The 19,530-nt window shown below is 71.7% G+C and carries 10 protein-coding genes; 7 read left to right on the top strand and 3 right to left on the bottom strand.

Features of this window, described 5'->3' with window-relative positions:
• Window positions 1-103: 103 nt before the first annotated feature.
• Window positions 104-4,435, bottom strand: coding sequence for an nSTAND1 domain-containing NTPase (locus GJ743_RS00140; protein WP_196216856.1), 4,332 nt, complete (start codon window positions 4,433-4,435; stop codon window positions 104-106).
• A 114-nt stretch (window positions 4,436-4,549) separates the two neighbouring features.
• Between GJ743_RS00140 and GJ743_RS19140 the strand changes: the two genes are divergently transcribed.
• The 3 genes from GJ743_RS19140 (at window position 4,550) to GJ743_RS00130 (ending at window position 7,565) form a co-directional block, all read left to right on the top strand.
• The gene (locus GJ743_RS19140) at window positions 4,550-4,945 is read left to right on the top strand and encodes a hypothetical protein (protein WP_196216855.1); all 396 of its coding nucleotides are present in this window, start codon (window positions 4,550-4,552) and stop codon (window positions 4,943-4,945) included.
• A 136-nt stretch (window positions 4,946-5,081) separates the two neighbouring features.
• Window positions 5,082-6,941 (top strand): bifunctional metallophosphatase/5'-nucleotidase, encoded by a 1,860-nt coding sequence (locus tag GJ743_RS00135; protein ID WP_155049922.1) that lies wholly within the window; start codon window positions 5,082-5,084, stop codon window positions 6,939-6,941.
• A 114-nt stretch (window positions 6,942-7,055) separates the two neighbouring features.
• Window positions 7,056-7,565: a hypothetical protein gene (locus tag GJ743_RS00130; protein ID WP_155049921.1), complete on the top strand. Its 510-nt coding sequence runs from the start codon at window positions 7,056-7,058 to the stop codon at window positions 7,563-7,565.
• A gap of 3 nt (window positions 7,566-7,568) precedes the next feature.
• On the opposite strand, the gene GJ743_RS00125 is transcribed toward GJ743_RS00130, so the two are convergent.
• Window positions 7,569-11,804, bottom strand: a complete 4,236-nt coding sequence (locus GJ743_RS00125; protein ID WP_155049920.1) for an nSTAND1 domain-containing NTPase — start codon at window positions 11,802-11,804, stop codon at window positions 7,569-7,571.
• A gap of 113 nt (window positions 11,805-11,917) precedes the next feature.
• On the opposite strand from GJ743_RS00125, the gene GJ743_RS00120 reads away from it, so the two are divergent.
• From GJ743_RS00120 to GJ743_RS00110, 3 genes are read left to right on the top strand one after another with little or no spacing between them, the layout of a single operon-like run.
• On the top strand, window positions 11,918-12,292 hold the full coding sequence (locus GJ743_RS00120; protein ID WP_155049919.1) for a hypothetical protein: 375 nt from the start codon (window positions 11,918-11,920) through the stop codon (window positions 12,290-12,292).
• 52 nt (window positions 12,293-12,344) lie between these two features.
• Entirely contained in the window at window positions 12,345-12,842 is a 498-nt protein-coding gene (locus GJ743_RS00115) for an Asp23/Gls24 family envelope stress response protein (protein ID WP_155049918.1), read from the top strand.
• Window positions 12,839-13,189: a bacitracin resistance protein gene (locus tag GJ743_RS00110; RefSeq protein ID WP_155049917.1), complete on the top strand. Its 351-nt coding sequence runs from the start codon at window positions 12,839-12,841 to the stop codon at window positions 13,187-13,189. Before GJ743_RS00115 ends, GJ743_RS00110 begins: the two co-directional genes overlap by 4 nt.
• A 24-nt stretch (window positions 13,190-13,213) precedes the next feature.
• Here the strand turns inward: GJ743_RS00110 and GJ743_RS00105 are convergent, their stop codons facing one another.
• Window positions 13,214-17,431 carry an nSTAND1 domain-containing NTPase gene (locus GJ743_RS00105; RefSeq protein ID WP_155049916.1) on the bottom strand — a complete coding sequence of 1,406 codons (4,218 nt, stop codon included), beginning with the start codon at window positions 17,429-17,431 and terminating at the stop codon, window positions 13,214-13,216.
• A 286-nt stretch (window positions 17,432-17,717) separates the two neighbouring features.
• On the opposite strand from GJ743_RS00105, the gene serA reads away from it, so the two are divergent.
• Window positions 17,718-19,310, top strand: a complete 1,593-nt coding sequence (gene serA, locus GJ743_RS00100) for a phosphoglycerate dehydrogenase (protein ID WP_328288632.1) — start codon at window positions 17,718-17,720, stop codon at window positions 19,308-19,310.
• The last annotated feature ends 220 nt before the right edge of the window (window positions 19,311-19,530 follow it).

The raw sequence follows: 19,530 nt of genomic DNA, 5'->3' as shown, positions 1-19,530 counted from the left end.
GTTGGTCGAGTAGCGCCCGCCGCAGGCGGACGCGTATCGAGACCCACCCGCACGGCGGGGCCGGCTCTTGCCGGCCCCGCCGTCGGCGTTCAGGCGCCCGACGTCAGTCGAACCCGCACGTGCTCTGTCGTGCTCCGAGGCCGGCGAGGTACGTGCGCCACTCGCTCTCGGTCAGGTCGCGTCCGGCGATCCGGCAGGCGAACTCGAATTGGTGGTCGGGGTCGAGATCCCACGCGACGACGCCCTCGGGCATCGTCAAAGCCATCTCGAGCCCATCAGGGCGGAGGAACCCGTCGGGCATCGAGACCGCGATCGGGTTGCCCGCGTAGTCCAGGATGGCTCCGGAGAGCGGACGGTCGTCGGTCGGGAACGGCTCGCCGATCCGCGCTCCGGTCGCCGTGTCGTAGAGCAATGCGGTGGCGTCGCCGGCCATCACGAGCAGGGTGCGTGAGTCGTCGCTCAGCGACGGGTGCTCCAGATCGCCCACGGCGCCGGGCACCGTTCCCACGCGTTCGACGGGATCGGTTCGGTACCGACCCATGCGCGTGCCCTCCATGCCGATGAGCTCGCCGCCCCCGAGCATGACGTGGGCGTCGACCTCCGTCGGCTCGTCGTACAGGATTCGATGGTCATCACCGGAGAGGACCGCCAACCAGGTCCCTTCCCGCGCGCTCGTCGACGTGTCCTTGTCCGACGGCGATCCATCGCTCCAGTGGGTCACGGCGATCCGGTCCTCCCCGGGAGCGACCGAGAGCCATTGCGGAAACCCCTCCACCCGCCACGACTCGCCGGTCCCGCGACCGGTCTGCGGATCGAACTCCTCGATGCGACCGTCCTCGCGCACCGCAGTCAGTCCCACGCCGCGGAGCGAGGTGACGAACGAATCGACCCCCCAGATGGGCGTCCCGACGACCTGCCCGGTCTCGGCATCGATGATGCGGAACAACCGGTCCTCGGCTGAGCGCGCGTAGAGTCGCCAGCCTCGAGTCCAGCCGACATCGCTGACCGGCCCGTCGAAGCGATAGCTCACGTCGCCGGTCACCGTGTCCACCACGACGACCCCGTCGAAGATCGGCCTGCGCTCGAGTACGTCCGATTGGCGCCCGACGATGTCGAAGGGCAGGCCGACCGCGGAGCCGGCCCGGGGTGCCGTCACGACGGATGAGCCTTCGAACGAGTACGGTCCCGCCAACGCGTGCTCCGCGGCCACCATCCGCCGGCCGAGGCCGAGCCCATCCAGCCGCCACCTGGTGATGATCGGCTGACTGCCGCTGACGGCGGTCAGGATCGAGCCGTCGGCGCTCACGTCGATCGTTCCGACCTCGCCGTAGAACGGACCGAGCTCCTCCGCGGAAATCGGGGCGCCGTCGGCGAGGTCGAACACGTCGATCCGCCCGAATCGGCTCCCGCAGTACACGCGTTGCCTCGACTCCGACACGGCGAGCCAGTTGCATGACTCCGGGACGGGCAGACTGAGGTCCGTCGACCACCGGATCCGTCGCCCGTCGGGTTCGAACGCGATGAGCCCGGAGGCCCCCGACGCGATCACGAGCCCCGAGGCGCCGACCGCCATCGCGGCGTTCGCAGAGGATTCGGGAACTCGGATGGTCGTCTCGATCGACGCCGACGCGGGATCGATCACGTCGACGCGGTCGTCGAACCGTCCGACCAGGAGTCGATCTCGACCGTCGAACGCGAGCGCAGCGGCGTGCGGGTAGTTGAAGGTCCACGGTGCGGGAGGCGCCACGGGTGTCTCTCGGGCGATGGAGCGCATCAGCAGGTCCGAGGTCGAGACGAGCGTCACGGCCCCGTCTCGGTACTCGGCGATCGCGATGATCGAGCCGTCGGCGTTCACGGCGAGCGCACCGGTTCCCACGTCGATCCTGATCGGCCCCGCGATGCGGTCGGCGCGTTCGAGATCGAACACCACGAGATCGGACCGCGTGGAGATGTTGGACGAGGGACGCGTACCGGGCTGGGAGTGCGCAGACCACAACACGGCGCCGACCCGGCCATCGCCGCTCACCTCGACGAGCGGATCGGGCGGGGTCGAGCCGGGATCGAACCCGAGGTCGAGTTCTCGGACCACCTCTCCGGTCGTGGCGTCATGGATGCCGGCCTCCCCGACGGCCGTGACGACCAGCACGCGCTCCGTGCCGGGGATGAGGCTTCCGTAGACGTCTCCGGACGATGCCACGACCGCGGTACCGAGGAATCCGCCGGCGCCTTGCAGAGTGCTCATCAGCCCCGACCGCGTGCGCGGGTCGGCGGGCCAGCGTCGGTAGGCCTCTGCGGCGAGGAGCGCCGAGACATCGCGCTCGGTCGTGCGCAGCGCGAGCGACGTGGCGACGAGCGCCTCGAGCGCAGCGCTGTCGCGCTGCGCGTTCGCCTCCCGCGAGGAGACCACGGCGACGGAACCGGCGCCGACGAGCAGCACGATCAAGCCCACCGCGGCCACGAGGAGCGTGCGGAGCCGCCGGTTCTGGCGCCGGTCGCGCTCCGCGCGCTCCTCGAGCTGCTTCACCTCCGCGGTCGCTCGGGCGGCGGATGCGTCGAGGAACGCCCGCTCGACGTCGGTCAGGTCCCGCGGCGCCGCATCCCGCCACTCGACGGCCGCCTGAAGGCGCGCCCCGCGCAGGAGATCGTCGTCGGGGCGGCCCGCGGCGCTCCACGCCTCCGCGGCGGCAGCCACGGCAGCGAGGATGCGCGTGCCCTCGGCGTCCTCCTCGAGCCAGGCGCGGAGGCGCGGCCAGGCGGTGGCGAGGGACTCGTGCGCCACCTCCACCGAGTCGGCCTCGGCGCTCACGAGCCTCGATCCGGCCAGCATCGAGAGCACCTGCTCCCGCGAGGCATCCGCTCGCAGCGGTCTGGACGGCACCCTGCGGCGGACGGGGCTTCCGTCGGGCGCCAGTGCCACCAGCCGCAGGAGGAGCCGGCGGCACGTCACGCGCTGATCGGCGTCCATCGACTGGTAGAGGTGTTCGGCCGACTGGGCGATCGCGCCCGAGATGCCGCCGGAGGCCTCGTATCCCGCGACCGTGAGGGTCGCGCCCTCGCGCCGAAGCCACGTCTCGACGAGTGCGTGCGAGAGGTGGGGGAGCGCGCCCGCCTCGCCCGCGGCATCCCGCAGCATGAGCTCGACCAGCCCGGGTTCGAGGCGGAGGCCGGCGCGCCGGGCGGGTTGCTCGATGGCCTCCCGCAGGGCGGCGGGCGCCATCGGGCCGACGAGGTGGACGCCCTCGGCCACGAGCGGCGCCAGGTCGGGGTGGCCGGCGCAGTCGTCGAGGAAGTCCGAGCGCACCACCAGCACGACGGTCGTGCCCGTCACGGCGGCCTCCGCGATCGCACGCGCGGCGGTGTCGACGTCGGCCTCGCCCGAGTGGAACACCTCCTCGAACTGGTCGACGACCACGACCTCGGTGCGCCCCGACCACGCGGCTTCCCGGATCCTCACGTCGAGGTCCCGTTCCGGGGTGAGGACGACGACACGATCGCCGCGCCGCCGCAGGGCCGGGACGACGCCCGCGCGCACGAGCGAGGACTTCCCGCTTCCCGATGCGCCCGACACCGCGAGGAATCGGGACCGGCCGAGCCGGCCGAGTGCGGCCTCGATGTCGGCGTCCCGACCGAAGAAGTCGTCCTCGTCCTCGACGCCGAACGGCTGCAACCCGCGATACGGGCAGGCTGCGCTCGCCCTCGTGGGCGGCTCATCCAGGTCGAGGGCATCGTCGTGCCGCAGGATGCCGAGCTCGAGTTCCACGAGCTCCGTACCGGGCTCCGCGCCGAGCTCGTCGGCGAGTCGTTCGCGCGCGGCGCGGATGGCCGCGAGCGCGTCGGCCTGGCGACCGCTCCGGTACAGGGCTGTGGCGAGCAGGACCCACCGCCGCTCCCGCAGCGGCGCCTCTCGCACGAGTCGCTCCGCATCGGCGACGGATGCCGCGTCCTCGCCCAGCCTGAGGTGGGCGTCGACGCGGATCTCCTCCAGCTCCATCCGCTCCTCGTCGAGACGCCCCGCCTCCACGACGGCGGGGGGCCACGATCCGAGGTCGGCATACGGCGTGCCACGCCAGAGTTCCAGCGCGCGTTCCGCGGCATCGAGCGCGCGTGAGGGATCGTCGTCGAGGTGACGGCGGGCGGATGCCGCGAGGCGCTCGAAGCGCTCGGCATCGACGGAGTCGGGGTCGATCCGCAGCGTGTACGCGCCTGGCGTCGTCTCGATCCCGTTGCGTCCGACCGCGTTCCGCAACCGGCCGATGGACGCCTGCAGTTGCTTCGTCCAGGTCTCCGGGAGATCGCCGCCCCAGAGCGCCTCGGCGAGTTCGTCGGTCGTGATCGGCCGACCCGCGCGGAGGACCAGCGCCGAGAGCACCGTGCGCTCCCTCGGGCTGAGCGAGACCCCCTCGAGAGTGAGCGGGCCGAAGACCGCCACGCTCATGCTCCGCATTGTTCGCCGTTCGCGGGGCGGCGTCAACGTCGCGCGCATACCCCGCATACCGGCCGCATACCGCCGGGGACCGCGTGCATACCCGCGCGGCGCAGTGTGATCCACATGAACACCTCGACCAGAACGAATCGCCTCGCCGTCGCTGCGACCGTCGTCGCGCTGGCGGCCTCCCTCGCCGGATGCGCGACCGCCGAGCCGGCGGTCGTCGCGGGCGGGAACGACACCCGGGTCGCCGCCGCGGCCCCCATCGCCCCCGAGCAGCACCGAGCCCTCGTCCGGGAATCGGCCGACCGCTACGTCCGCGAACTCGAGGATCGGGCGCTTCTCGCCGCCAGGTCGCCGCATGAGGCCGCCGACCGCTACGTCCGCGAGCTCGAGGCCCGGGCTGGGCTGGCGGCCAGGTCGCCGCACGAGGCCGCCGACCGCTACGTCCGCGAGCTCCTCGTCCGCGCCTGCATGGCGGCAGGATCCGTCGACGTGACCGACTGCTTGACGCGTTGACCGCCCCGAGCCGCGGAACGTCCGCGGCAGTCGGCCCGGCCCGGACGCTCCGGGCCGGACCGACGCCGTGCGCAGATGAGCGAATCCGGTGCACCCCCTTGTCACGGCTCGTTCCGTTGTGGTCGCATCTGATCCCATGACCCGACACACCCACCCAGACCCCGAACCCACTCCACGCTGGTGCTCCTGCGCCGTCCCGGACGAGGAGGTCGCGCCAGCGCCATCCGGTGTCAGTCGACGCAACGTGCTCATCGGCGCATCTGCTGCGAGCGTGCTCGCCGCGGCCGGATGGCCCGCCGCCGCGCAGGCGGCGCCGCGCGACGGCAATGTGAAGATCACGATCATGGGCACCTCCGACCTCCACAGCAACGCCGTCAACTGGGACTACTACAAGGACGCCACCTACAGCGACAGCGCCGGCAACGCGATCGGCCTGGCGCGCGTGTCGAGCGTCGTGAACCAGGTCCGCGCCGACCGCGGTCGCGAGCACACACTGCTCTTCGACGCGGGCGACACGATCCAGGGCTCGCCGCTCGGCTTCTACTACGCGCTCGTGGACCCGGTCACCGAGTCGGGCGCCGTGCACCCGATCGCGGCGCAGATGAACGCGATCGGCTACGACGCCGTCGCGCTCGGGAACCACGAGTTCAACTACGGCCTCGAGTTCCTCGACTACTGGATCGGCCAGATGGACGCCGACGTGCTCGCCGCGAACGCAGTGCACGCGGGTACGAAGGTGCCCGCCTACGCGCCCTACACGATCAAGACCATGAAGGTGCAGGGCCGGCCGCCGATCCGCGTCGGCGTCCTCGGCCTCACGAACCCCGGCGTCGTCATCTGGGACAAGGCGAACGTGAGCGGGAAGATCGAGGTGCAGAGCCTCGTGGAGGCCGCCGCGCGCTGGGTGCCGGTGATGAAGCAGGCCGGGGCCGACATCGTCGTCGTCAGCGCCCACTCGGGCGACAGCGGCGCATCCTCGTACGGCGACGAGCTGCCCGTCGAGAACGCCGCAGCGCTCGTGGCCGAGCAGGTGCCCGACATCGACGTCATCCTCTTCGGGCACGCCCACCGCGACGTGCCGCAGCGCATCGTCACCAACGCGCAGACCGGTCGCTCGGTGATCATGAGCGAGCCGAAGAACTGGGGCCAGCGGGTCAGCGTCTTCGACCTCGAGCTCGAGTTCGCGCGCGGCGCGTGGAGCGTCGCGAACGGGTCTGCACTGACGGTCGACACGAGGACCGTCGTCGACGACCCTGCGCTCGTCGCGGTGGTTCGCGCGCAGCACGACGCCGTCGTGCAGTACGTCAACACGCCCGTCGCCACCTCGACCGAGGCGATGTCGGCGGCCGAGGCGTGCTGGAAGGACACCGCGATCCTCGACTACGTCAACGCCGTGCAGACCGAGACCGTCGCGGCGGCCGTCGCGGGGACGCCCGAGGCCGCACTGCCGATCGTCTCGATCGCGGCACCGTTCAACCGTGCGGCGACGTTCCCGGCCGGCGAGGTGACGATCAAGGATGTCGCGGGGCTCTACATCTACGACAACACCCTGCTCGCGTCCGTGCTGACCGGTGCGCAGATCAGGGACTACCTCGAGTACTCGGCGAAGTACTTCGCCCAGGTGGATCCCGGCGCCCCGGTCGCCCCGGCGTCGTGGACCAACGCCGGCGGAACGCCCGACTACAACTACGACCAGTTCTCGGGCATCGACTACGACGTCGACATCTCGCAGCCCGTCGGCTCGCGCATCGCGAACCTCTCGTCTGGCGGAGCGCCCGTGGCATCCGACCAGCGATTCCTCGTGGCGGTGAACAACTACCGGCAGTCGGGCGGCGGCGGCTTCCCGCACATCGCGACGGCCCCGGTCGTGTACAACGCGCAGGTCGCCATCCGCGAGGCCATCGTCTCGTACGCCTCGGAGGCGGGCGTGATCGATCCGGCCGAGTTCCACGTCGAGAACTGGCGGCTCACGCGGGGCGGGACGCCGGTCTTCTGAGCGTGATGACCGAACGGCCCGTCCGGGGACACCCGGGCGGGCCGTTCCGCTCGGCATACCCGCCTCATACCGGTCGGGGGCGGCCCCATACCGGGGTGGCGGATCGTCGAAGACATGAACACCGCAAGCCGTACCCGTCGTATCGGACCGGCGACCGCGATCCTCCTCGGATGCGCACTCGCCATCACGCCGATCACCGCCCACGCGGGCGAGACCGACGCCTCTCCGCGAGATGTCGACAACGTCCGCTTCGTGCCGAGCGACAGCGACCCGCGCGGTCACCACGTCGTCCGCCAGGTTGTGCCCGCCGACTCCGGGATCACCTCGCCGACAGCTCCGAGGAACCTGCGCCAGCAGCTCGAGGCCGACCGTGGCACGGTTCCGTCGATCCCGTCCGTCCCGCGGTCCAACCTGAGGCAGCAGCTGGAAGCCGACGGAGGATCGGCCCCCTCGCGCCCACGACCCACCCTCCGTCAGCAGATCGAGGACGACGGGCCGCTCGAGCCGGTGCCGATGCCGCGCGTCGTTCCCGACGACACCGATCCTCGTGTGCACCGCAGGCTGAGCGGACCGTCCGAGGCCCCGGACGTGTACGTCCACCAGCGGGTCGTCGGCCTCGGCTGAACGTCAGCCGATCGGCCCGCCGCGCGGCGGCGTGCCGCCGAACCCGCACGTCGATCGATACGGGCCGAACCCGGAGAGGTACGCGCGCCACTCGTCGCGGGTGAGATCGCGGCCGGCCATCCGGCACGCGGCATCCGCGTGCGAGGGTGCTCGGAGGTCCCACAGGGCGATGCCCGTGGCGATGTTGACCGCGAGCTCCTCGCCGTCGGCGCGGATCACGCCCGAGAACGTGCCCTGTCCGGGGAAGTTCCATTCGCCCGCCGCGGGGATGGGATCACCGAGTCGGATCCCGCCGACGAGGTCGTAGACGGACACCGTCTCATTCATGTCGTACGCGGCCAGCGTCCGGCCGTCGCCGCTCACGCTCACGGCGTCGAGGCCGCCGGTTCCGCTCGGGAGGGAACCGATCCGCTCGAAGGTGTCGGCGTCGTAGCGGAAGATCGACCGGTTGCGGAAGACGGTGACGACCTCGTCTCGCCCGGTCAGCGAGGTGATGCCGAGTCGCACGAGCCCGGCTCGGATCCGCTCCCCGGTCTCCGAGTCGAAGAGGATCGAATCGGGCATGTACTCCGAGTTCCAGCTCGTCACGAGCACACGGTCTCCGTCAGGACTCGTCGTCACGTGGACCGGATCGCCGCCGTCGGTCTGCAGCGTCGGTTCGATCCGACGTCCGGTCTCGGGGTCGACGGTCCAGATCTCGCCGCCCGCTCGGCCGGCGTACATCCGGTCGCCCACAGCGTTCGTCCAGACGTCCAGAGCGTCGTCGGGCAGGGGGTCTCCCGAGAAGATCTCGTCGGTCCTGAGGTCGATGAAACCGGTGCGTTGCGGCCCTTCGCCGCCGAAGTCGCCCACGAGGGTCGACGCTCCGGCCCACTTGACGCCGAACGAGGGGGTGGGAAGGCGATGTGTCAGCTCACCGGTACGCGTGTCGAGCACGCCGAACTCGCGGTAGTCCGCCCACCATTCCGCGCCGTCCGTGCGACGGGCGACGACGAGACTCGAGCCCGTCGGCGAATACCGGTCGCGGATCACCCACCCCGGCGCGACGACCCGGGTGACGGCGCCGGATCCGTCGAGCTTCCACCGCGTGATCGCATTGCCGCGGCCGACGACGACGAGCTCCTGACGGTCTTCGGCGACCGCAAGGGTCCCCGCGAACCCGAGCAGTGGGTTGAACGAACGCGTCGTCAGTGCGCCGGTGTCGAGGCTGCGCTCCTCGATCTGCCCGAACAGATTGCCGCAGTACACGGTCCGGAACTCGGCGGACGCCGTCATCCAGGGGCACGGCTCGTTCGCGTTCGAGGCGAAGGGCTGCGACCAGTCGACGCGTCCCGCGGCGAGGTCGACGGACGAGATCCGACGATCGCCCGTCGTGACGACCTGCGAGTCGGAGACCACCGTCATGGAGACGTTCGCCGATTCCGCGGGCATCGGCACCGTCGCGACGACCGCGGCCGTCGCCGCGTCCACCATCAGCAGCGGTCCCTCCACGGTGCCGTACAGCAGGCGACCTTCGGGCGTGAAGCGGACGGTCCCGGCGCGATCCGTGTTCCACACCGGCTCATGGACCGCAGTGTCGGCGACCTGCCTCACCTCGCCGCTGTTCGCCTCGACCAAGCGGAGGGAGCCGACCTGATCGACCGCTGCGATGAGCAGTCCGTCGTGATCCATCGTGATCGAACTCAGCAGGACGTCGAGCTCGATCACCGGAGCAACCAGATCGCCCGTCGCGATGTCCGCCACAGCGAGCGCCGTCCCCACCTGCTCACCCTCATCGTCGACGATGGGCCTGGCACTCGCGACCCGTTCTCCGTTTCCGCTGATAGCCGGACCGTACCGACTGTCCACCCAGGAGAATTCGCCGGGCAGGTCGAGCGGATACTGCAGCCGGCCGGAGTCGATGTCGTAGACCGCGACGCCATCGGCCGTCACGCCGACGACCCGCTGCGTTCCCGGGATCAGCATGCCGGACATGTCCTCGACGCCCTCGAGATAGGTCGTCGTGAGCAGTCCGTGCGAGCGCGTCATGACGCCCATCAGCGCCGAACGGGCCCGAGGATCGTCGGGCCATCGGCGGTAGGCCTCCACCGCGAGCAGTGCGGCGACATCGCGCTCGGTCGCCCCCAACGCGAGTGCCGCGTTGGTGAGGGCCTCGATCTGGGCCGTCCGGCGTTGCTGCGCCGTCTCGTTCGATCCCGCGGCGACGAAGCCGCCGGCCGTCACGGCGATGGCGAACAGGGTGACGGCCGACGCCAGCAGGACGCGCAGCCGGCGGTTCTGCGTCCGGTCGTGCCGTGCGCGCTGCTCGATCTCCTCGACGGCGGCGCGCTCCTGCCGAACGGACGCCTCGAGGAAGGCGACCTCGGTCTCCGTGAGCTCGGGGTGTGCGGCGTCACGCCAGGCGAGGACGGCATTGAGGCGTGCTCCGCGGTAGAGGTCCTCCTCGGATCGATCGCCCGCCTGCCACGCGTCGGCGGCGGCGGCGAGCGCTCGCATCGTGCGGAGGCCGTCGGCGTCCTCCTCGAGCCAGCCGCGGAGACGGGGCCAGGCCGTGGCGAGCGATTCGTGGGCGACGACGAGCGAGTCCTCCTCGGCACTGACCAGCCGCGCGGTGGCGAGGCGCGTGAGGAGGCGATCGTGCGCGGCATCCTGCCTCATCGGCCGGATCGGGATGCGTCGGCGCATCGGCGCGCCATCCGCCCCGATCTCGACGAGCCGCAGGAAGGTGGACCGGCAGGTCGCTCGGGCGTCGGGGCCGAGCGAGAGGTAGAGGCGGTCGGCCGACTGCGCGATGGCGCCTGAGATCCCTCCGGATGCCTCGTACCCCGCCACGGTCAGCGTCGAGCCCTCGCGCCGCGACCAGGTCTCGACGAGGGCGTGCGACACGTGCGGAAGCACACCGGGAGCGCCCGCGGCATCCCGAAGGATCAGTTCGACCAGCCCCGGTTCGAGCCGAAGCCCCGCGAGCGCCGCGGGATCCTCGATCGCGCTGCGCAGGCCCTCGGGGGTGAGCGGCCCGACCAGGTGCACCGACTCGGCGAAAAGCGACCCGATGGCAGGCTCGGCGGCGCACGCGCTGAGGAAGTCGGCGCGCACCGCGACGATGACGCGTCGTCCGACCGCGACCGCGCCCGCGATCAACGCGCCGGCCTCGTCGATCTGCGCGTCGGACAGTCCCGAATGGAAGAGCTCCTCGAACTGGTCGATGACCGCGACCCCGTCGCGCTGCTCGACGAGCGCGGCGCGGAACCGGGGGAGCGCTGCCGCGCCCGAACCGATCACGACGACGTGCTCACCGCGGGCCCGGAGCGCAGGCACGATCCCGGCGAGCAGGAGCGACGACTTGCCACTCCCGGACGCGCCCGAGATGGCGAGGAAGGGGGATGCCTCGAGACGGTTGAGCGCCGCCCGGATGTCGGCGTCGCGCCCGAAGAACGCGTCCGCGTCCTCGGTCCCGAACGGCCGCAGTCCGCGATACGGGCAGTCGGCTTCCACAGACCTGGGTGCTTCGGGCGGGGCGAGGGCAGGATCCTGGTTGAGGATCGCCGACTCCAGTCCGACCAGTTCTGCGCCGGGGGAGATGCCGAGCTCGTCGGCGAGCCGGTGGCGAGCGGTGCGGAGCGCGGCGAGTGCGTCGGCTTGGCGGCCGCTCCGGTAGAGCGCCGTCGCGAGGATCGCCCATCGTCGTTCTCGGAGCGGGTCGCTGCGGACCAGTCGCTCGGCGTCGGGGACCACCGTGCGATGCTCGCCGCACTCGAGCCGGGCCGCCAGCAGGTCCTCCTCGCCTCCGGCCCTGATCTCCTGCAGCCGCTCGGCCTCGGCGACGGCAGCCGGCCAGTCCGCCAGATCGGCGTACGGGGTGCCCGTCCAGAGCGAGAGCGCGCGCTCGGTCAGGTCCACTGCGCGAGCCGGATCGCCGGTCGCCCGATGCGCTGCAGCGTCGGCGAGGTACCGCTCGAACCGCGCGGCGTCGATCGATTCCGAGTCGACGCGCAGTCGGTAGCCGGTGCGGAGCGTGGCGACCGCCGTCGTTCCGAGCGCCCGACGGATCTGCACGACGAAGGCCTGCAGCTGCTTCCGCCAGGTCGCTGGCAGGTCATCGCCCCACACCGCATCCGCCAGCTCGGACGGTGAGACGACAGTGCCGGATCGAAGGACGAGGACGGCGAGCAGTGAACGCTCTTTCGGGCTGAGTCGCCCGCCGTCGGTCGTGAGGTCACCGAGAACCCGGATCTCCACACCTGCAGTGTGGGCGCGGTCCGAGAGGTTGTCAACGAACGGTGGCACGCGTCCATACCCGTTCCATACCGATCGCGCCACGAGACCATACCGGCGCGAGTGAACCTGCCGTCATGAACACCACGCAGAACATCCAGCGCATCATCGCGACCGGTGTGCTCGCGGCCTCGGCCGGACTGGCCTGCTCTGCCTGCGCGGGGCAGTCGACCGCTGCGGTCGCCGAACGGATCTCCGACGCCCAGACCGCGGAGCAGCGAGGCGGGTACCGCGACCTCGCCGAGCGACGGTCTGAGCTGGCGCGTGAACGCGGACCCGCGGGAGCCGAGCTCTACCGCGACCAGGCGGAGCGGCGACTCGACGTCGGTGCGCCCGTGACCGGCGACGTGTACCGCGATCTGGCCGAGCGGCGACTCGACGTCGACGTGCCCGTGTCCGGCGACGTATACCGCGACCTGGCCGAGCGACGACCGGGCGCAGCCGGCCACTGACCCCCTCACGCTCCGGCGCCCCGGGCGCCGTCCGGATCGCTAGTCTGGTCGCATGAGCCCGGACCCCGACGAGGATGACGCCCTTCGCTGGGAGGGCGACGACGACGCGCTCGCGCCCGGCTGGAAGCGGGTCGGCACGCCCGCCCCGCTCACCTCTGCGACCGGCGCCGACACGACGGCGGGCGAGGTCGTGACGGCGCATGCCGGGGCATCCTCTTCGGCCGCCGAGGAGGCCGAGGAGGTCGACGAGCGCGTCCCAGCACAGCCCGGCTCCGCCGAGCTCGTGCTCCTCGGGGTGTTCGGAGGCGTGTACCTCCTCTACACGCTCGGCTGGATCCTCAGCGTGCTGCGCGTGCAGAACACGGCCGCCGATCCGCTCTCGCAGGTCATGTTCGCGGTGGGGACGTGGCTCGCGGTCCTCGCGCCCGCGCTCTGGTTCGGCATCACCTTCGCGCTGACTCGCGGTCGCACGAGGCTGCGCCTGGTCTGGCTGCTCGTCGGCGCCGTCGTCCTGCTGCCGATCGCGTTCGTGGCAGGGGTGACCCCATGAGTGCCGAGGTCGAGGCGCCGGCCCGCCGCACCCCGTTCTGGCTCGAGCTGACCCTCGCGATCGCCTTCGGGCTGTTCTTCGCGTACGACGCCTGGGAGGGGGTCGGCAACCTCGTCGGGATGGCCGGGATCGCCGCGGCCCTCGAGACGACGATCACCGGGCTGGGCTGGGTCGTGCTCATCGCCGCCATCCTGCTGCCCGTGGGCCTGTTCGCGATCGCGTTCCTGATCGGGCGGCGGCGCACGGCGGTCGTGCAAGCGGCGCTGTACCTGACCGGACTCGCGGTGTCGGCCGCCCTCTACCTCGACATCCTGCTCATGTTCGGTCTCGGCGCGCTGCTCGCGTGAGCGGCGCAGCCGCTCGACGGGTCATCACCCGGCGGACGGATCGCCGAGACCGCACGTCGTCCGATACGCCCCGAGCTCGCCGAGGTAGGAGTTCCACTCCTCGCGGGTCAGGTCGCGACCGGCCATCCTGCACGCGGCATCCGCGTGGGTCTCGGGCCGCAGGTCCCAGACGGCGACCCCGCCGGCCACGTTGACCGCGATCTCCTCGCCATCGGCCCGGAACATGCCCGACGCCGCCGACGGCGTCGTCACGGGGATCGGGTCGCCGAGCCGCAGGCCCGCCTCGAGGTCGTAGATCGACACCGTGCCGTCGGGCGAGTATGCACTGAGCAGCCGTCCGTCGGCGTCGATGCTCACCGCTTCGAGGCGCCCCGGAACGGCCGGCAGCACTTCGATCGGCTCGAACGTCGTGCTGTCGTGACGGACGAGTCGGTTGTCGTCCCACACGGTGAGGATCTCGCCGGGCGACGTGAAGACGGTCGCGGCGGCTCGGTGGAGCCCCGTGCGCAGCGGCTCCCCGTCGGTCCCGTCGAACACGCGGCTCAGATATTGGTCCGCTTCGCCGTCCTCCCCCTCCTGCCAGACGGTCGCGAGCACCTCGCCGCCGTCTGCCGTGGTGGACAGCGAGATCGGGAAGCCGTCGACATGGAACGTCGGCTCGACGCGCTCGCCGGTTGCGGCGTCCATGGTCCAGACCTCGCCGCCCTCCCGCACCGCGAACATCCGATCGCCCGTGGCGTCGGGGAAGGTTCTGACGAGGTCGTCCGGGAGCGCCGAGCCCGGGACGAGAGTGCCCGTCCGCACGTCGTAGAACCCGTCGTGGTCGGCGCCCTCGCCGCCGAATTCGCCGTAGAGCATGTCGGCGCCCGCCCACGACACCCGGTAGGACGGGATCGGGAGCCGGCTCACGATCTCGCCGGAGGCGGTGTCGAGCACCGCGTACTCGGTGTATCCGCCCTCCGTGCTCCCGGCAGCCGGCCGGCGCGCGACGATGACATGCGGCTCGATGCGCGAGTACGACCCGATGACCGACCATCCGGGGAGGAGGAGACGGGACGCGAGACCCGAGCCGTCGAGCATCCAGCGGGTGATCGTCGGGGCTCCACGGCCGAGTGCGATCAGCTCTCGACCTTCCGAGGTCACGGCGATCGGCCCGACGTACCCGAGCCGCGGTTCCAGCACGATGCCGGTCGGCGCGCCGGTGCGCAGGCTGCGCTCCTCGATGGTGGCCTCGAGCCCGCCGCAGTAGACGGTGCGGAGCTCGGCCGACGCGGTGACCCAGCGGCACAGCTCCCCGGACTCCGCGAACTCCTGAGACCACACCACCTGGCCGGAGACGAGGTCCACGAGCGCGATCCGGCGGTCGCCGGTGGTCACGACCTGCGCGCCGGACACGATCGCCATCGAGACGTTGACCGCGTCGGCGGGCATCATGATCTCGTCCCGGACGCGGGCCGACGAGGGGTCGACCACGCGCAACCGGCCGTCCAGGGCACCGTAGAGCAGGCGGCCGTCCGGGGCGAATCGCACGACGCCGGCGCGGTCGGTGTCCATCTCGGGCTCGTGCGTCGGGATGCCGGAGACGATGCGGATATCGCCGTTCGCGACGTCGACGAGGCGGAGCGTCCCCACCTCGTCGATCGCGGCGACCGCGCTGCCGTCGGGGCTGACGGCGAGCGTGCTCACCAGGAAGTCGAGGTCCATGGGCTCGAGCACCGCTGCACCGGATGCGACGTCGGCGACGCTCAGTCGGCCGCCCGAGCGGTCGAGGTAGTCGGTGAGGGTCTGCTCGACGGTGGCGACGCGGGTCCCGTCCCAGCTCAGCGCCGGACCGAGCCGACTGTCAAGGAACGCGCTCGCGCGAGGGATGTCGATCGTGCGGACCAGTTCACCCGAGTCGACGTCGATGACACGGAGATCGGGCACGTCGGTGGCCAGGACGGCCGTGCGCGTGCCGGGGACGAGGACGCCCGCGATCTCCCCCGCACCGTCCACGGGGGTCGTGGCGAGCTTGCCGAGCGAACCCGTCATGGTTCCGAGCAGCGCGGAGCGGGAACGCGGGTCGTCGGGCCAGCGACGGTGGGCCTCCGCGGCGAGCAGGCTCGCGACATCCGGCTGGGTCGCGCGCAGCGACAGCGCGGTGCTCGTGAGCGCCTCGATCCGGGCGGTCTCGCGCTGACGCTCGGTCTCGATCGATCCAGCCGCGACGAGTCCTCCCGCGATTGCGGCGACGGCGAACAGGGCGACCGAGGCGCCGAGCGCCACCCGCAGCCGGCGGTTCTGGCGCCGATCGTTCGCCGCGCGCCGCTCGAGATCGGCCTCGGCGGCCTGCTGCCGGGCGTCGGATGCCTCGAGGAACGCCGATTCGGCGGGGGTGAGTTCCGGTGCGGTCGCCTCGCGCCACGCAAGTGCGCCGGCGAGTCGCGCCCCGCGGTAGAGATCCTCCTCGGGACGCCCGTCGGCGTCCCACGTGTCGGCCGCGCTCGCGAGCGCTCGCATCGTGCGGAGGCCCTCGGCGTCGTCCTCGAGCCAGCTCCGGAGCCGCGGCCACGCGGTGGCGAGCGATTCGTGGGCGACGACGAGGGAGTCCTCCTCGGCGCTCACGAGCCGGGCGCTGGCGAGGGTGGCGAGCACGCGCTCGTGAGCGGCATCCTGTCGCATGGGCCGGATCGGGATCCGGCGGCGCATCGGAGCTCCGTCGGCCCCGATCTCCACGAGACGGAGGAACGTGGTCCGGCACGTAGAGCGAGCTTCGGGGTCGAGGGACAGGTAGAGGCGGTCGGCAGACTGGGCGATCGCGCCCGAGATGCCGCCCGAGTCCTCGTACCCCGCAACAGTGAGCGTCGAGCCCTCGCGCCGCGCCCAGGTCTCGACGAGGGCGTGGGACACGTGAGGGAGCACGCCGGGCGCGCCCGCGGTATCCCGGAGGATCAGCTCGACGAGACCGGGCTCGAGGCGGAGCCCCGCGAGCGCCGCCGGTCCCTCGACGGCGCTGCGCAGTCCACCGGGACTGAGCGGCCCGACGAGGTGCACGCCTTCCGCGAAGAGCGGCCCGATCCCCGGCTCGGCGGCGCAGGCGCTGAGGAAGTCGGCGCGAACGGCGAGGACGACGCGCCGGTTCGCCGCGACGGCGCCGGCGATCATCGAGCAGGCTTCCTCGACGTGCTCATCAGGGAGCCCGGCATGGAGGAGCTCCTCGAACTGGTCCACGATCACGACGCCGTCGCCCTGACCCGCGAACGCCTCGCGAAGGCGGGGGAGGGGCGTCGTACCCGTGCCGATGACGACGACGTGATCTCCGCGCGCGCGAAGCGCCGGGACGATGCCCGCGAGCACGAGCGAGGATTTGCCGCTGCCGGAGGCGCCCGAGATCGCGAGGAACGGGGACGTCGAGAGTCGGTTCAGCGCGGCCCGGATGTCGGCATCCCGCCCGAAGAACGTCTCGGCATCGTCGATGCCGAACGGCTGCAGTCCCCGGTACGGGCAGTCGGCGTCGCCGTGCGGCGGTGCCGTGGGCGCCTCGAGCGACGGGTCCTGATTGAGGATCGCGGACTCCAAGGCCACCAGCTCTGCGCCGGGAGAGATGCCGAGTTCGTCGGTGAGGCGCTCGCGGGCGTTGCGAAGGGCGGCGAGCGCGTCCGCCTGGCGTCCGCTGCGGTACAGTGCCGTGGCGAGGATCGCCCATCGCCGCTCCCGGAGCGGATCGCCGCGCACGAGGCGCTCAGCGGCAGGCACCACGTACCGGTGCTCGCCGCACTCGAGCCGCGCGACGAGGAGGTCCTCCTCGGCCGCGGCTCTGACCTCCTCGAGCCGCTCGGCCTCGACGAGCGCCGGCGGCCAGTCGCCGAGGTCCGAGTAGGGAGTTCCGCCCCACAGGGAGAGCGCACGCTCGATGACGTCGACGGCGCGGGACGGGTCGCCGTTCGCACGGTGCACGGACGCGTCGTCGAGCAATCGTTCGAACCGCGCGGCGTCCATCGACTCCGATGCCACGCGGAGCCGGTATCCCGTGCCCGTGGTCTCCACGGAGGCGGAGCCGAGCGCGCGACGGACGTGCACGACGAGGGCCTGCAGCTGCTTCCGCCACGTCGCCGGCAGGTCGTCCCCCCATACCGCGTCCGCCAGTTCGGATGCCGCGACCCCGCTTCCCGATCGGAGCACGAGGGCCGCGAGCAACGAGCGTTCCTTCGGCCTGAGCCGGCCGCCGTCGATCGTGACGTCACCGAGCACTCGGATCTCCACATCCGCATTCTCGACTCGGCCGATCGCGACGTCAACGAGTCATGAGGATCCCTCATACCGGATTCATACCGCCTCGCGAAGTTCGCCATACCGAAGTCCGGGCGGCGCCGCTCGCTGCTCGCCTGAGCACCCTCGATCGCCGCACCCGCTCGTCTGCGCGCGTCACACGATTCGGGCGGCGCGATACGCCTGAAGTAGGCTGGCCGCGTCATCCGCGCCCCGACGACGCCGGCGCGACCTTCCGCGGTGCGCGCACCGCATCCCCAATCGCAGTGAGGATCCGTCCGTGACCAAGCCGGTCGTGCTGATCGCCGAAGAACTCTCGCCCGCCACCGTCGATGCCCTCGGGCCCGACTTCGAGGTCCGCAACGTCGACGGCACCGATCGCCCGGCGCTGCTCGCGGCGCTCGCCGACGCGAACGCGATCCTCGTCCGCTCGGCGACCAAGGTCGACGCCGAGGCGATCGCCGCGGCGCCGAAGCTGCAGGTCATCGCGCGTGCGGGCGTCGGCCTCGACAACGTCGACATCAAGTCGGCGACGACGGCCGGCGTGATGGTCGTCAACGCCCCGACCTCGAACATCATCTCGGCCGCCGAGCTCACGGTCGGCCACATCCTGAGCCTCGCCCGGCACATCCCGGCCGCGCACTCGGCGCTCGCGCAGGGGGAGTGGAAGCGCTCCGCTTACACCGGCACCGAGCTCTACGAGAAGACGGTCGGCATCATCGGACTCGGCCGAATCGGCGCCCTGATCGCCGCGCGCCTGCAGGCGTTCGGCGTCGAGGTCATCGCCTACGACCCCTACATCACGGCCGCGCGCGCGCAGCAGCTCGGCGTGCAGACGGTGGCGCTCGACGAGCTCCTCGAGCAGAGCGACTTCATCACGATCCACATGCCGAAGACGCCGGAGACCACGGGCATGATCGGCACGGAGCAGCTCGCGAAGATGAAGCCCACGGCGTTCGTCGTGAACGTCGCGCGCGGCGGCCTCATCGACGAGGAGGCCCTGCACGACGCACTCGTCGCGAAGACGATCGCGGGCGCCGGCCTCGACGTCTTCGTGCAGGAGCCGCCGAAGGAGTCGCCGCTCCTCGCCCTCCCGAACGTCGTCGTGACGCCGCACCTCGGTGCCTCGACCGACGAGGCCCAGGAGAAGGCCGGCATCTCGGTCGCGAAGTCGGTGCGCCTTGCGCTCGCCGGCGAGCTCGTGCCCGATGCGGTGAACGTCGCGGGCGGCATCATCGACCCGTACGTGCGCCCCGGCATCCCCCTCGTCGAGAAGCTCGGCCAGCTCTTCGCGGGCCTCGCGCAGGGCCCGCTCGAGAGCCTCGACGTCGAGGTGCACGGCGAACTCGTCGACTACGACGTGAGCGTGCTCAAGCTCGCGGCGCTCAAGGGCGTGTTCACGAACGTCGTCAGCGAGTCGGTGTCGTACGTCAACGCTCCGCTCCTCGCCGAGCAGCGCGGCGTCGCCGTGCGGCTCATCGCCGACGCCGAGAGCCCCGAGTACCGCAACGTCATCACGCTGCGCGGCGCGCTCGCCGACGGCACGCAGGTGTCGGTCTCGGGCACGCTCACGGGCACCAAGCAGATCGAGAAGCTCGTCGGCATCAACGGCTACGACGTCGAGGTGCCGATCGCCGACCACCACATCGTCATGCTCTACACGGACCGCCCCGGCATCGTCGCGGTCTACGGCAGCGAGTTCGGCGAGGCCGGCATCAACATCGCCGGCATGCAGATCGCGCGCCGCGAGGCCGGCGGCCAGGCGCTGTCGGTGCTGACCGTCGACTCGCCGGTGCCGTCCGAGGTGCTCGAGCGCGTGGGCGAGGCGATCGCCGCCGACGTGCTCGTCGAGGTCGACATCACCGAGTCCTAGTCCGAGACGGATGCCGCGGGGCGGCGGGTCGCACGTGCGACCCGCCGCCCCGCGGTGTCTCGGTTCGATTCGCTGCGACTCCCGTGAAACGGCGGCCTCGAGCGCCGTTTGGCGGGAGTGGTCGGATCGTCGCGCGTTGCGACGTCGACGTCAGGGTCTCGATACGCGCGCGGCTGCGCTGCGTGCTGCTCGACCACCGGCGCGGTTGCCGCGGGGCGGC

Source organism: Agromyces bracchium (assembly GCF_009709675.1).
Taxonomy (GTDB): domain Bacteria; phylum Actinomycetota; class Actinomycetes; order Actinomycetales; family Microbacteriaceae; genus Agromyces; species Agromyces bracchium.
This window is presented reverse-complemented; position numbering and strand designations above follow the sequence as displayed.